Annotated in this window: 11 protein-coding genes, 1 tRNA gene and 1 pseudogene; 9 read left to right on the forward strand and 4 right to left on the reverse strand. The window is 45.0% G+C overall.

Features of this window, described 5'->3' with window-relative positions; all coding sequences use genetic code 11:
• Positions 1-106 precede the first annotated feature (106 nt).
• From QUA16_RS09875 to QUA16_RS09900, 6 genes and pseudogenes are all read left to right on the forward strand, one after another.
• Positions 107-1,282, forward strand: a complete 1,176-nt coding sequence (locus QUA16_RS09875) for an exonuclease SbcCD subunit D (RefSeq protein WP_333103114.1) — start codon at positions 107-109, stop codon at positions 1,280-1,282.
• 251 nt (positions 1,283-1,533) lie between these two features.
• Entirely contained in the window at positions 1,534-4,575 is a 3,042-nt protein-coding gene (locus QUA16_RS09880; protein ID WP_333103115.1) for an SMC family ATPase, read from the forward strand.
• A gap of 157 nt (positions 4,576-4,732) precedes the next feature.
• Positions 4,733-5,152, forward strand: a pseudogene (locus QUA16_RS09885) (XisH family protein).
• On the forward strand, positions 5,140-5,472 hold the full coding sequence (locus tag QUA16_RS09890) for a XisI protein (protein ID WP_333103116.1): 333 nt from the start codon (positions 5,140-5,142) through the stop codon (positions 5,470-5,472). Before QUA16_RS09885 ends, QUA16_RS09890 begins: the two are co-directional and overlap by 13 nt.
• A gap of 113 nt (positions 5,473-5,585) precedes the next feature.
• The gene (locus QUA16_RS09895; RefSeq protein WP_333103117.1) at positions 5,586-6,755 is read left to right on the forward strand and encodes a pyridoxal phosphate-dependent aminotransferase; all 1,170 of its coding nucleotides are present in this window, start codon (positions 5,586-5,588) and stop codon (positions 6,753-6,755) included.
• Between the two features lie 16 nt (positions 6,756-6,771).
• Positions 6,772-8,685, forward strand: a complete 1,914-nt coding sequence (locus QUA16_RS09900) for an aminopeptidase P family protein (RefSeq protein ID WP_333103118.1) — start codon at positions 6,772-6,774, stop codon at positions 8,683-8,685.
• Here QUA16_RS09900 and QUA16_RS09905 read toward each other — a convergent pair.
• From QUA16_RS09905 to QUA16_RS09920, 4 genes are all read right to left on the reverse strand, one after another.
• Positions 8,675-8,926: a hypothetical protein gene (locus QUA16_RS09905; RefSeq protein ID WP_333103119.1), complete on the reverse strand. Its 252-nt coding sequence runs from the start codon at positions 8,924-8,926 to the stop codon at positions 8,675-8,677. The genes QUA16_RS09900 and QUA16_RS09905 overlap by 11 nt on opposite strands.
• Positions 8,926-9,126 carry a hypothetical protein gene (locus tag QUA16_RS09910; RefSeq protein ID WP_333103120.1) on the reverse strand — a complete coding sequence of 67 codons (201 nt, stop codon included), beginning with the start codon at positions 9,124-9,126 and terminating at the stop codon, positions 8,926-8,928. The genes QUA16_RS09905 and QUA16_RS09910 overlap by 1 nt, the downstream gene beginning before the upstream one ends.
• Positions 9,127-9,175: 49 nt before the next feature.
• Positions 9,176-9,248 (reverse strand) — tRNA-Thr (locus QUA16_RS09915).
• Between the two features lie 140 nt (positions 9,249-9,388).
• Positions 9,389-11,545 carry a WD40 domain-containing protein gene (locus tag QUA16_RS09920; protein ID WP_333103121.1) on the reverse strand — a complete coding sequence of 719 codons (2,157 nt, stop codon included), beginning with the start codon at positions 11,543-11,545 and terminating at the stop codon, positions 9,389-9,391.
• Between the two features lie 520 nt (positions 11,546-12,065).
• On the opposite strand from QUA16_RS09920, the gene QUA16_RS09925 reads away from it, so the two are divergent.
• The 3 genes from QUA16_RS09925 (at position 12,066) to cysW (ending at position 15,295) form a co-directional block, all read left to right on the forward strand.
• Positions 12,066-13,223, forward strand: coding sequence for a sulfate ABC transporter substrate-binding protein (locus QUA16_RS09925; protein WP_333103123.1), 1,158 nt, complete (start codon positions 12,066-12,068; stop codon positions 13,221-13,223).
• 343 nt (positions 13,224-13,566) lie between these two features.
• The gene (cysT, locus tag QUA16_RS09930) at positions 13,567-14,427 is read left to right on the forward strand and encodes a sulfate ABC transporter permease subunit CysT (RefSeq protein WP_333103125.1); all 861 of its coding nucleotides are present in this window, start codon (positions 13,567-13,569) and stop codon (positions 14,425-14,427) included.
• Positions 14,417-15,295, forward strand: a complete 879-nt coding sequence (gene cysW, locus QUA16_RS09935) for a sulfate ABC transporter permease subunit CysW (protein WP_333103127.1) — start codon at positions 14,417-14,419, stop codon at positions 15,293-15,295. The genes cysT and cysW overlap by 11 nt, the downstream gene beginning before the upstream one ends.
• The last annotated feature ends 74 nt before the right edge of the window (positions 15,296-15,369 follow it).

A 15,369-nucleotide genomic window follows, 5' to 3' on the forward strand; every position in this document is an offset into this window, starting at 1 on the left:
TGCCCGTTCTTGAAAAAAGAATGAATTTCTTGTGGAACGGGCATCTTGCCCGTTCTTGAAAATGGTACAACATCTCAGTTAACATAAACAAAAAACTCCTCGTACTATGCGAATAATTCATACTGCTGACTGGCATTTAGGGCGACGTTTTCGAGGGATCGATCGCACTTCCGAAATTGCGATCGCCCTCGAACAGATTTTGAAGCAAGCAAAAGCCTTGGATGTCGATGCTGTGCTCGTTGCAGGCGACATTTTCGACGTGCCCAACCCTCCCGCTTACGCCGAACGCATCGCTTATAACTTTTTCTGCGAACTCCAAGCAGCAGGAATTCCCGCAATTGCGATCGCCGGTAATCACGATTCGGCATCCCGCATTGACAGCATCGCGCAATTGCTTTCCCTCGCCGGTGTTCGCGCTTTAGGCAAACCCAGGCTTTCCGCCGACGGCGGCACGATTACTCTCAATACAAAAAGTGGTAAACTTTGTGTGGGAGCGATGCCTTTTGCTTCCGAACAAAGACTGTTAGATGCTAATTCTCTCTGGCAGTCGGGCGATGCCGATCGCCGAAAAGATTACCGCGAAATCGTAGCATATTTACTCGAAGATTTAACCAGGGAGTTTAGAGACAATACTGTCAATTTTCTCATGGGACACATGAGCATTGACGGCGCTCGATTGGCCAAATCCGAAGTCGCTTATTACACGCGAGAAAAATACCTGCTCTCAGCGCAAACTCTGCCGCCGGAATCTCAGTATGTTGCCCTCGGACATATCCACATTCACCAGCGGATTTCTGAGACTTCTCCCGCTTATTATTCCGGTTCTTTGATTCAGTTAGATTTTGGAGAAGCGGAACAGGAAAAAGGATTTTGCTTGATAGAAGTGGAGCCGGGAAGTCAGCCAAAGGTGGAATTTAAGCCTGTGGCTTGCCACAAGCCGTTAAAAGTGCTTAAATGTCATAACGACAATCTTGATGCTACTTTAGAAGCTCATCAGTATCATCCGGGTTTCTTGAAAGTAATTGTCGAACTGGACAGTCCGCAAATCGGACTTGCCGATCGAGTGCGCCAAATCTGTTCTCAAGCGCTGTTAATTGAACCGCGCTATCCAGATGCAGCGCTAGAAGCAACAGAAATAACTAATATCGATCCCAATAATTTCGATCCGGCAGCAGAGTTTTGCAACTATTATCAAAACCGATTGGGAACGACACCAAAACCGGCAGTATTGGAGGAATTTCAAAATTTGTACAAGAAGTTTAAGGAAACAGTTAACAATTAAATGGGTAAAAAGATACAATCCAAAATCCAAAATCTCAAACTTCAAATAGTTTTAAGACTGAAACCCACGCTCAATGTCGCTTGTAGTCGAGTCTAGATCCCCCTAAATCCCCCTTAAGAAGGGGAACTTTGATAATACTCTTGTCCCCCCCTTGTTAAGGGGGGTTAGGGGGGATCGGGAAGACTGTAGAAGGAAGACACTAGACCGGAATATAACAATCTAAAACCCCAAATCTAAAATCTAAAATCAGTATGCGTCCACTCGAACTTATTCTCGAAGGATTTACCAGCTTCCACCGCGAACAGCGTTTAGATTTTTCTCAACTCGATTTGTTTGCCATTACTGGTGCTACAGGTGCGGGCAAATCTTCACTGCTAGATGCCATGACTTACGCTCTTTTTGGCACTACTACTCGCAGTGGCAAACAAGTAAGTGATTTGGCGAGCCAAGGTAGCGAAAATTTAAAAGTGCAGTTGCGTTTTGCTGTGGGTTCGGCACAGTACCGGGTGACGCGAAGGTGGCGTTTCCGTCCGAAATCTCCTGAAAATAAGGTGATTTTGGACAACTGGCAAAATGGCCAATGGGAAACTTTGGGAACGAGTATTGTTGCTGTTCAAAATACCATTGAACAGATTTTAGGAATGGATTTTGATACTTTTACGCGAGCAATTGTTCTGCCTCAAGGCAAGTTTGATGAGTTTATTAAAGGGGATACTTCAAAACGCCGGGAAATTTTGCGACAGCTAGCAGGATTTGAGATTTTTGAGCAGATGCGGAAGGAAACAAATGAGCTGGCAAAGTTGCTGAAACAGGAACGGGAAATGGTGGAAAGGCAGCTAGGGGATTTGAGTGCGCCGACGGCGGATGAGGTGGATCAAAGACGATCGCAACTTTTGATTTTAGAGCAGCAGTTGCCTGAGTTCGATCGCGCTGTGATGAAAGCTCAGAAGGCTCTAGATGAAGAGGAACAGCTATTTTCGCAAATCGCTCGCTGGCAAGAGCTGCAACAACAACTGGCTAAATTAAATGCTAATTCCGCTGAGGTTGCAATTTTAGCACAGCGTTTAGAAAGAGCGCAAGCTGCCAATCATTTACAGGGAGATTGGGCTTTAGTGCGATCGGCTCGCAGTCAGTATGAAACTGCCGAAAGTGCCTCGGTGGCAGCGCGAAAGCAGTTAATTAAAGCTCGCTCTGAGCTGGCAGTAGAGCAGCAGCAACTTGACGCGGCAAAAGCGAAAGAAGAGGTGCTAGCGCCACAAATTAAGGCTCGCGAAGATGCTCTAGCTACTGCTAAAGTATATGAAGAACAGCGCGCTCAATTAGAAAAAGAAGTGGCGCTTGCCCAAAAAATTCAACAGGAAAAACTCCGCTTTTTTATGGCAGCAGATAAAGACCTGCAAGCTGCTAACACTAAAATTCAAGGCGCGGGTTTTCGAGTTACTCAAGCAGCGGCACAGCTCGCACAGTATGCGCCGGGAGGAAAGCGTTTAGAGCAATTGCAGCAAATTTCACCCTTATTGATGGAATTGCAGCTAATTACCAAGCAGCAAAAGACTCAGCAAGAACAGTTGGATAAATCTCTGGCCGATAAGGAAAAAGCTCAACAAAATTATGTGAAGGCTACCACTAATTTAGAAGCCGTTGAACTCAGGCTAAAAGAGTGCGCCCGCGAGTTAGAAGTGGCGGAAACCGCTAATGCGGAAGCGGCACGTTTAGAGAGTGTGGCTGCTATCAGAATGTCGCTGAATTCTGGCGATACTTGCCCGGTGTGCGGGGGGGTGCATCCTGAGAGCGAGAGCCTGCCTCCTTTGCCGAATTCTAATATTGTCGATGTCGCTGATTTGCGGCGGAAATTTGCGGCGGCAAATCAGCTTTTTCAAGATGCTCAAAGGTTGGCGGCTGAGGCAAAAAGTACAGCTTCAGCTTGCCAGCAAAAAGAGTCGGAAATTGCTCAAATGCTTGAATTAACGGCGAATAGAGTTGCCGAATTGCAGCAGCAAATTACTCAAGTTCTGGAAAATCCTCAGTGGGAAAGCTTGGGGTTGCAGCAGGAGTTGGCAATCCTTAAAGAGAGCGATCGCCAATACCGCGAAACCGAACAGCAGTTCCAACTGGCATCATTGGAATATGATAATTTTCAGGAAAGATTTAATTTGGCGGTGGCGACTCAAGCAGCTAAACAGCAGGAATATCAAGATGCGATCGCCGAATCAGACCGCCGCCAGCAGCAGTTCCAAAGTTGTGTAAATGCGCTTTATCAAATTACGGAATATCAACCTTATGCTAATTTAGCAAAAGTCTTAGAACAAGACAAGCAAGACTTGGCAAATCTGCTAAAAGTTGCCGAAAAATCCTATCAAACTGCTCAAAATAAGGTTATTCAAGCCGCAGAGAGAGAGCAACAAGCTGGAGAGGCTTTTGGGCAAGCCCAAGCCCAGAAACAGCAGCTAAACCTGGATTGGTCAGCAAAATTAACGGCGGCTGATTTCACAGAAGAGACATTTTTAGCAGCGGTTGCGACAGTTAAGGAACAATCAGAATGGGAAAATGCTATTCGCTCTCACCGCGAATCAAAAATTCAGTTAGAGACGCGGGCGAAAGATTTGAGCGAGGCGATCGCAGGCAGAACTACCGATGAAAATACTTTAGCACAAGTGCGATCGGCAAAACATACCGCCCAAGAAAACCTTAAACAAGCCAACAACAACCGCGCCGAACTTTTAGCTTGGATTCAAGTAGCAGCCCAAAATCTCGAACAAGCCGAAAGACTGTCACAGCAAATCACAAATTTCACAGAACAAGAGCAAACTTATCACACCTTAGCGCAGAATCTCAAATCCAACGAATTTCAATCCTACATTTTAGAACATTTAGAAGCAGAATTAGTCGGCAGCGCCACATTAATTTTGCAAGAATTAACCGAAAATCGCTACAAACTAAAAAACCAAGACGGCGAATACTGGGTAGCAGATAATTGGAACGGCGGCGAAGCTAGACGAGTACGCACTCTTTCCGGCGGCGAAACCTTTGCAACTTCCTTATCAATGGCTTTAGCTTTGTCAGAAAAACTGTCTCAAGGATCTCACTTGGGCAGCTTGTTTCTCGATGAAGGATTTGGTACTTTAGATACGGAAACTCTCGAAAGCGTTACTCAAATTTTAGAATCTTTGCGGCAGCGAGACAGGCTGATTGGAGTGATTACCCACGTTCGAGAATTGGGCGAAAGGTTGCCAGCACAAGTTAAAGTGTCTAAATCCCCCGAAGGTTCTAAAATAGAAGTTGAAAGAGTCTAATTATACTATAATAAGACTTATGTCAAAAGTAGTTTTGCTCGCTATAAATAGCGCTCTCGGTGCGCCTTCCGCATTCTACAAACTACATATGTAGGTTGTGTAGTACGGATCGGTTAACTAAGCTATTTTGGGATCTAGTAAAACAGTTTTTAAAATCATGTCAGCCAAAGATATCTTTCACAACACAGTACGTGCGGCTTTGGAGAAAGATGGATGGACAATTACTCACGATCCTCTATTTCTAAAAGTAACTTCTCAAGTAAAAATGCAGATAGATTTGGGATGAGAGAAATTACTTTCTGCCGAAAAGGGGAGGCAAAAAATAGCAGTAGAAGTAAAAAGTTTTGTGGGCTTGTCGGCGCTGTCAGAATTCCATACGGCTGTTGGTCAATTTCTTAATTATCGAGTAGCATTGGAAAAATTGGAATCAGAACGAGTGCTGTATTTGGCAGTGCCTACAGATATCTATCAAGATTTTTTTACAGACTCGTTTATTCAAACTGTGTTAGAACGATATCAAATAAAGATGCTGGTTTTTCATGTGAAGGGACAGGAGATAACATTATGGAAAGATTAGATTATCGCCAGTTAGTTCAGAAAGTCATACATCAACACGCGACAGAGCAGTCGGAGCAAGATGTAGAAACCACTGAAATTGTTTTCGATACGGAACGCGACCGCTATTTATTGTTGTATGTGGGATGGCGGGATGAAGAACGAATTCATGGATGTCCGATTCATGTTGATATCAAAGATGGAAAGATTTGGATTCAGCGCGATTTTACGGAAGTAGGAATTGCCAATCAATTTCTAGAATTTGGAGTCCCTAAAACAGATATTGTGTTGGGATTTCGAGCGCCTTATGTACGGCAATTTACTGGATTTGCGATAGCGTAAATCATTAAATAATCTCAAAAAAAAATCCCCACAACCCCGACTTCTGCAATACTTCGGGGTTCTAATCTGTAAGTTCTGTCAATCTACTTAACGCCCCAAGAAACAAATATTATATGAAAAATTACCCCACTCGAATGCAATCGGTACAGTCGCCCATAATTCCAGTAGTTGGCGAACTGATTCGCCAAAATCCGGGAACGATATCATTAGGACAAGGCGTAGTTTACTATAATCCGCCACAAGAATCATTTGAAAAAATCCCCGAATTCTTTGCAAATCTCGACAATCACAAATACAAAGCCGTGGAAGGAATTCCCCAATTACAAGAGGCTATCGCAGCCAAAATAAAAACCGATAACGACATAGAAATTAATAGCAAAAACTGCATTGTTGTTACCGCCGGCAGCAACATGGGATTTACCAACGCTATTCTCGCCATCACTTCTGCGGGGGACGAAGTTATTATCCAATCACCTTATTACTTCAACCACGAAATGGCGGCAATTATGGCAAATTGCCGACCAGTGATAGTAGAAACAGACGCCAACTATCAACTTAATATCGATGCTATAAAAAAAGCAATTACCGACAAAACGCGAGCCATAGTTACCATTTCACCCAACAACCCAACTGGCGTCGTTTATCCTCGCGAAGCACTCCGGGAAGTTAACGAAATTTGTCGCCAGCACAACATATATCACATCAGCGACGAAGCCTACGAATATTTTACCTATAACGGCGTCAAACACTGTTCGCCCGCCGCTTTTCCCAACAGCAGCGAACATACAATTTCTCTATTTAGCCTTTCCAAAGCCTACGGTTTTGCGAGTTGGCGGATCGGGTATATGGTAATACCAGAACAATTGCTGGTTTCAGTGAGAAAGATTCAAGATACCATCTTAATTTGTCCGCCCGTAATTTCTCAGTATGCAGCCCTGGGAGCCTTGCAAGTTGGTAGAGGTTACTGCGATAATTATGTAAGGGCGATCGCATCTGTGCGACAACTCGTATTAGACGAACTCAATACTATCCAAAATTTGTGTACGATTTCCCCAGCCGCCGGAGCTTTCTACTTTTTCTTGAAAGTTGATACTGAACTCGATACAATGCAATTAGTCGAACAATTAATTCGCGAATATCACGTAGCAGTGCTTCCCGGTACAACCTTCGGCATGGATAGCGGCTGCTATTTGCGGGTTGCTTACGGTGCTTTGGAGAAAGCAACCGCCACCGCAGGTATTAGGAGATTAGTTAAAGGTTTGAAGACAATTTTAAACAAGTAAAATAGGAACTTCAAAAATGGTTGCCACTAACTTAAAAGCCAATACAAATATTCAAGATACGTCCGCTGCCAAACTGGCAGACTTGCGCGATTTGATGGCAGATTACGACTTAGATTGCTATTACATCCCAGCGGTTGACGAACACTTAAATTTATCAGTTCCAGCAGCTAAGCAGCGGCGGGCTTGGATGTGCGGTTTTACGGGTTCCGCTGGTGATTTGTTGGTTGGCAAAGATTCCGCTTGGTTGTTTGTGGATTCCCGCTATTACGAACAAGCCGAGTTGCAAGTAGATACTGGAATTATTCAAATATCGAAACTCGGCTTAGAAGGAAATTTAACTTTAATTGAAACTTTAGAAAAACTGGCTGTAGAATCGGCAGAAAAATCAAGGAAAATTCGCATGGGTTTTGATCCATTTACCGTAGCGACAGAGCAATATCAAAATTGGGTGAAAAAATTTGCAACTGCCGAGATTGAACTCATACCAATCCGGGAGAATTTGACAGACAAAGTGCGATCGCAAACTCCTTGGCAAACAGCAGAGACTTTACCCGCGATGGATGCAGAGCCCATATTTAGCTTACCTGCATCCCTGACAGGAGAAACCGCAGCCGAAAAATTAGCCAGAGTCAGGGAAGCGATGCAAAAAGCCAATATCGATGTGCTTCCGATTACCAACCTGAATCAAATAGCGTGGCTGTTCAATCTCCGAGGCTCGGATATTCCCCACATTCCCATTTTCATATCCTATGCCATTATCACCACAGATTCAGCGTTTTTGTTTACAAATCCTGAACGAATTTCGCTAGAAATCAAGCAAGAATTGCGGGAGGATGTAACTTTGCTTCCCTACGCAGACTATCCGCATACATTAGAAACTTGCGTAAATTTGCCACATAAAGTTCGGGTACTTTTAGACCCGAAACACAGCACAGCAGGCACGTACCAGTTAATATTAAACCATCAAGAAGCGCAGTTTTACAACATCGAAATAGTTTTTGAGGCACATCCGGTAGAAGGGATGAAAGCTCGTAAAAATCCCGTAGAAATTGAGCAGATGAAATCAGCCAATTTCAAAGCAAGTCGAGCGAAAACTTTGGCTTTAAAGTGGTTGACAGAACAGCTAGAAAATGGTAAGGTAGTGACCGAGTTTGATGTCAAAGAAAGCATCGAAAATTTTTACCAGCAAGAAACAGATTTTCAGACTTTAACTTTTAGAACGATCGCAGGTGCGGGAGCCAATAGCTCGATCGTACATTACGGAACCCCCAGCCCTGAAATAACCTTAAAACCGGGAGAACTGCTGCTGCTTGACTCAGGAGCGCAATATTTAGCAGGTACAACCGACGATACGAGAACAGTAAGTATCGGAGAACCGACGGCGCTACAAATAGAACACTACACAACAGTTTTAATCGCGCACATCAACTGTGCAATGCAGCAATTCCCCAAAGGAACAACGGGAGCGCAATTAGATGCGATCGCCCGTGCGGTATTATGGCAAGAACAGCTAGACTACGGACACGGTACAGGACACGGAGTCGGCGCGTTTTTAGCAGGCCACGAAGGGCCAAACGGCATCAGCAAATCTGTGCAGTATCCCCTGGAAGCCGGAATGGTAACTAGCATCGAACCGGGATATTACGAACCGGGATGGGGCGGAATTCGCATCGAAAATCTCTATGTTGTCAGGGAAATGCCCTCAAAAAACGGTACGGTTTGGTACGGATTTGAATCGCTGACGTATATTCCGTTTGATCGCAAATTAATAAATGTCGATCGGCTGTCAAAGACTCAACTAGCATGGTTGAATAATTATCACGCTGCTGTAGTCGAGAAACTGGAACCCGTACTTGATGCAGCAACAATTGAATGGTTGAAAAAAGCCTGCGCTGCGTTAGGTAAAATGGATGTTACTGTTAGCCAATAAGCCGATCGTACTCTGCGTGCGCGCCGATCCAAAACCACAAAATACCCTGCTCAATCCCTATACCCAAAGCTCGGTAGTCTTGTCCGGCTCTGACTGACCAATACTTGCCGACTTTTTTGAAATGCAGCGATGGATGAGTTGGATCGGCTTTGAGTAATTCGTAACATCGATCGGCTGAAAGCTTTACGGTTTCAGGTAAAGCGTTGTAGCATTCCCAAAATCGACGAGTCGTGTAGTGCATCAAATTTCCCGATAGCGCCCCGCCTCAAAATCTGCGATCGCCTCCTGGGCTAAATCTTCCAACTTACCGCCAGCAATATCTTGTTCTAACTGCTCGTCCCAACGCCGATAATCCAACTCAAAAAACCATTCCAAAAGTTGATGAAACTTATCCGGTGGTAAATCCAGGATAGCGGCTTCAATTTGCTCGATCGTCAACATAGAGCTTGTGATTTGTAGCTAGTTATATCTATCAAAATTATACTAATAAAGCTGGTGACAGGATTTGAACCTGCGACAGGCTGATTACAAATCAGCTACTCTACCAACTGAGTTACACCAGCAGTGAAACTTAATATAGCAAACTTATAGTCATTAGCGCAACCCCCCCAGCCAACTTTTTTTTCAAATTCGCTCAAAACCCGTCCCCGTAAGGACCAAACCGGAATAGTCTGCCCGCTGCCCACAGCCCACTGGCAATTAACTAATCGCAGCGCCAAATCTTAATCGTCTGATCCGCACTGCCGCTGGCGAGCAAATTGCCCGAAGGTGCGATCGCCACCGAGTACACCGTACCCGAATGTCCCTTAAGACTGGTCAACAACTCCCCCGTCTGCAAATTCCAAATATTAATCGTATTATCATCGCACCCGCTAGCCAAAGTCAAACCGTCCCGACTGATAGCAACCGACTCGCCCCGACTCACATAATTTTGCAAAATATGCAGCGCCTCATTCGTTCCTAAATTCGTTACACCCTTTCCCCTCCCAGAATTAGTATTTAAAATCCGCAACAAACTGCCCGTCTGCAAATTCCGCAGCTTAATCGTATAATCATTGCTCACGCTAGCAAGAATCTGACCGTCCGGCGCGATCGCCACAGAATTCACCCCAACATTCAACCCCGAAAGAGTCCGCAGCAACTTGCCACTTTCCACATCCCAAACCTTACTCGTCGCATCCGAACTGCCACTCGCCAATATTTTACCGTCCGGGCTAAAAACCACCGCATTCACATTGTCAGAATGACCCCTCAAAGTCCGCAGCAACTCACCACTCCGCAAATTCCACAGCTTAATCGTATTATCAGCCCCGCCGCAGCTAGCAATTACCAGGCCCTTCGGGTTAATCGCCACCGAATTCACCTCCATAGAATGTCCCGGAAAAGTACACAGCAAATCGCCGCTGTGCAAATTCCAAAACTTAATGGTTTCGTCGGAACTGCCGCTGACCAACATTTTTCCGTCATAGCTAATAGCAACCGAATTTACGCGATCGGAATGTCCCGTCAGAGTGCCAATTAATTCCGTGGTTTCTAAATCCCAAATCTTAATAGTTTTATCCCAACTACCGCTAGCCAAAATTTTGCCGTCAGGGCTAATCGCCAGAGAATTCACAAACGATGAATGTCCCGGCAGCGTATATACACACCGCCATTTCTGATGTTTTAATTTGTGAGCTAATTCCTTCACCCGCTTAGCTGCCGCCTCAGCTTCCTCTCTGCGTTTGAGTTCAGCCTCCTCCAAACGCTGGCGTTCCGCCCTAGCTTTCGCCTCTCGCAGCGCCAGCCGCCGCATCTCTCCCTTATAGACTATGCGCTGCTGCTCCTGAATTTCTTTAAGAGTTTCAATATACGGTTTTGCCCAATCTTTAGAAAACCATTCCTGAGCAAATTCCGCCTCTAAATTAAATAACTGAGGTTCGTGAGTAAAATCGATATTTAAATAATACAAATCCGCTAAAAAAGCCGCCAATAACTTGTGAATAGTCACAATTATTTGCCGAATAATCCGCAAGCTCACCTTTCTATCTTTTCCCTCCGCCTCCAACTGGTGATAAACCTCTTCCCAATTCCAAGGCTGCATCGCCACTAGAGAAACGCTCTGATTGATGACTCCCCAAAAACCAACATGAAAATTAACTTCATAATCGCTGATATCGCTGTAAAGTATAGCTGTCGGTACGGGAGACAACACAGTCTGCAACCGCTCCACATCTATATCAGAAATGGATTTTTTGAAATAGTCTCCGTAAAACTGAACCGGGCACAAATCTCCGTGCGGGGGGTAGTGCTGGTTCAAAAAAGCTCTTAACTTAGCCGGCAGCTCGATATTCAGATTGTGGCGAAACGAATCGGGGCAATCTTCGCTAATTTTTGCGGGAGCAACTAACAGCAGCAATCGGTGCTGCTGTTGCTGCAAAATCTGTTCAGTTTCCTGCCTGCTCAAATTAGAAAACCAGTTGTCCCTGTCCCAAATAGTTTGAATTTCGTTCAGCTTAACTCGAATTGCTTCGGATTGAAACTCCCGCATTAAGTCGCGGCAAAGCCGACTAATTGCCCGCTTATCTCTTACTTCTTGTGCCTTAATTCGATTAGCCCGTTCTTCCTTTACCCTTTCTTCTGCGTCGGCGATCGCGATTAATTCTTGTTCTCTGGCCTGCTGCCGCTGCAAATATCTCACTTGTGCTTTAATCCAGCGGGGGTCTTTTTTGATTTGCTGGTTCAAAGCTGAAGAACCAGAGGGTTCAATTTCTGCATAGCGTTCGTTGACAGCGCTTGCTCCCAATCTTTCTCCCAATTCAGAGGCTACAGGCTTCAACAGTTCAATTAGAGTGTCTGAGACTGGGCGGGGTAAGGACATACCAGTTAAAACTTTTTCTTAGTTAAGGGCGATCGCGCGAGTCAATCGATTTTAGATTTTAGATTTTAGACTTTAGACTTTAGATTAAAGAATTGAAGCATTGACCCCACGGATAAATTCGGGGGCAAGTTTATCGGATACAGGTTTTTTATTTCTGGACGGATGAATCCGGCGGCTTGTATCCTGGATGCTTTCGGTCAGGCATATCTCGATGAGGTGGGGATCTTGGCATGAGCCCTACATTTGGGCGATCGGTCAACGTATCTGTAAGGCGTATCGTGCAGCCGCGCCAGCTTAGCACCTTAACTTAATAATATTTATTTATACACTTTACATTTTACCCCGAATCTGACTATAAAACACCGACGGAAAAGACTTCAGGATATGCGATCGACCCTGAGTTCCCCCAATTTGTTTTTTTTGTTGCTTTTTGACTCGCTCTTGTCTATAATCGTACTTCACAACCATAATTACGGTATTCCTACCTAAGAACCGTACTTTCTCTAGAGGAACAAATATAATGAGTCCGTGGCAACGCCTAACTCAACACCTTCACTGGCCGCAACAGCCACCAGCCAGCACAAATCAATCATTTACGGCGCTGAAAAGATTTGTGTCGCTATTTTTAGTGGGAATAACTTTAAGTCTAGCCGTTGCATCCTGCGGCCAGGGAACCACCAACAACCCCGCAGCCAGTCCCGGCAGCAGTCCAGGCGGTGCTAGCCCAGCAGCCAACAAAGGCAACGTAGAATTAACCCTAGTATCCTTCGCCGTCACCAAAGCCGCCCACGAAGCGATAATTCCCAAATTCGTAGAACAATGGCAAAAAGAAAAAGGCCAAACCGTCACCTTCAACCAAAGCTACGGCGGTTCCGGTTCCCAAACTCGCGCCGTAATTGACGGTTTAGAAGCAGACATCGTACACCTAGCCCTCGCCCTCGACACCGCAAAAATCGAAAAAGCCGGACTCATTGAACCTGGGTGGGAAAAAGAAGTCCCCAACGAAGGCATAGTCAGCAAATCCGTAGGAGCAATAGTCACCCGCGAAGGCAATCCCAAAGGCATCAAAACCTGGGAAGATTTAAGCAAAGACGGAGTAAAAGTGATTACTGCCGATCCCAAAACATCAGGCGTTGCCCGCTGGAATTTCCTCGCACTCTGGGGTTCGGTTGTTAAAACCGGAGGAGACGAAACCAAAGCATTAGACTTTACTAGCAAAGTTTACAAAAACGTCCCCATCTTGACTAAAGATGCCCGCGAAGCCACTGATGTATTTTTCAAACAAGGGCAAGGCGACGCCTTAATTAACTACGAAAACGAGATTCTTCTGGCAGGTGAGAAAGGCGAAAAACCGACTTATACTATTCCCGAAGTCAATGTTTCGATCGACAATCCCATTGCCGTTGTCGATAAAAACGTTGATAAACACGGTACTCGCGAAGTCGCCGAAGCATTTGTCAAGTTTCTCTACACCCCTGAAGCTCAGCGAGAATTTGCCAAAGTAGGCTTCCGCCCCGTAGATGCGACAGTAGCGGCGGAACCAGAATTTGTCAAAAAATATGCGCCCATCAAAACCCTATTTACAGCTCAAGACTTAGGAGGCTGGGGAGATATTCAGAAGAAATTCTTCGATGACGGAGCTGTTTTTGACAAAATTCAAGGTTCAATTAAACAGTAGTGGCCGGGGCGGGTTTACGAGATGATTGGTTTTAGGCAATTATTATTGGTAAAACCCGTATCTGGTAGGGTGCGTCGCTGCTATAGCGATCCTAAATCATTGGTGAATTTCTTACTCCCTCCCTGCGAGTTCGGGGAGGGCTGGGGTGGGGTAAAAAATTTACGACTCCTGCAAGGATTGCTATAAATATTCGATCGCGCCTTGTAGATTGTAGGATGGATCCGCACCCTACATTTATCTAATCGGCCGGGGCGGGTTTACGAGATGATTGGTTTTAGGCAATTATTATTGGTAAAACCCGCCCCTACAGCAATTATTCTTTCCAACTCAAAACTATTCACTTATGGCTGGATCATCTGCAATCAGTAACCGTCAATCTCCGATCGAAAATATCAAAAAGGGGCTGGGCAAAATAACATTACCTTGGGGAATCACCCTAGGCTACCTCAGCTTAATGCTATTCCTCCCAGTTACAGCAATGCTGCTGAAAGCCAGCACAGCAAACCCCGCCGAATTTTGGGCAATTGCCACCACTCCCATCGCCATTTCCGCCTACGATGTCACCTTCTTTACGGCATTAATTGCGGCATTAATTAACGGAGTATTCGGCACATTAATTGCCTGGGTATTAGTCCGCTACGACTTTCCCTTAAAACGAATTGTAGATGCAGTCGTCGATTTACCTTTTGCACTGCCCACCTCCGTTGCCGGTTTAACTCTCGCCACAGTTTACAGCGATAACGGCTGGATTGGTTCGCTTTTTGCACCTTTGGGAATCAAGATATCGTTTACTCGATTGGGCGTAGGTATAGCGATGATCTTTATTTCCTTGCCATTTATAGTTAGAACCGTACAGCCAGTTTTAAACGAGATGGAAAAAGATATCGAAGAAGCAGCTTGGTGCTTAGGTGCTTCTCAATTTGAAACCTTCTGGCGAGTAGTTTTGCCGCCGCTATTTCCGTCTATTTTAACCGGAGTAGCACTCGGCTTTTCGCGAGCGGTTGGCGAGTACGGATCTACTGTAATTGTAGCTTCTAACATACCGTTCAAAGATTTAATCGCCCCGGTTTTAATTTTCCAACGGTTGGAACAGTACGACTATGCAGGAGCAACAGTTATCGGCACTGTCATGTTAGCTATTTCCCTGGCAATGCTGTTCGCCATTAATCTTTTACAAGCATGGAGAAGACGCTATGACGGCTAATATCAATTCACCCGCTGGTTACAAATTTCCGCCCGCAGGTTCTAGTCGGAGTCAGGAAAAAGCTTGGGTAAAACCAACTTTAATCGGAATTGCGATCGGCTATCTCGCTCTTGTCTTATTTATCCCCACACTCAACGTTTTTTACCAAGCTTTCCGAAAGGGATTTGAGCCATTTTTTTCTAACTTAACCTCCCCAGATTTTCTGCACGCAGCGCAACTAACCCTGGTAATTTCTCTGATAGTTGTGCCTGTAAATACAGTATTCGGTTTGTGTGCAGCCTGGGTAATTGGTCGCAACAAATTTCCGGGTCGGACGCTATTAATCAGCCTTTTAGACGTGCCTTTTGCCATCTCTCCCGTAGTTGCAGGTTTAATGATTGTACTGCTTTACGGTCGGCTGGGATGGTTCGGACCGTGGCTGGAGGGGGCCAATATTAAGGTTATTTTTGCCTTCCCTGGGATGGTGCTAGCTACTGCTTTTGTTACCTTGCCTTTTGTGGCCCGCGAAGTAATTCCTGTTTTAGAAGAAGTAGGAACAGATCAAGAAGAGGCGGCGAAAACTTTGGGAGCAAATGACTGGCAAATTTTCTGGAATGTCACCCTTCCCAGTATTCGCTGGGGATTGCTTTACGGAGTAATTTTGACCAATGCTAGAGCAATGGGAGAATTTGGAGCCGTCTCTGTGGTGTCGGGAAATATTGCTAAGAAAACGCAAACTTTGCCTTTGTTTGTAGAGGATGCTTACAAGCAGTACGCGACGCAAGCGGCATTTTCGGCGGCGGTAGTTCTCGGTCTTTTAGCAGTTGTTACCCTCGTGCTTAAGGAGATTTTAGAACGCAAAACTAGGATAAAAGAAGTTGAAGAATAGTCATTAGTCATTAGTCATTAGTCATTAGTCATTAGTCATTAGTCATTAGTCATTAGTCATTAGTCATTAGTCAT

The organism is Microcoleus sp. S13_C3 (assembly GCF_036700905.1).
Lineage (GTDB): Bacteria > Cyanobacteriota > Cyanobacteriia > Cyanobacteriales > Microcoleaceae > Microcoleus.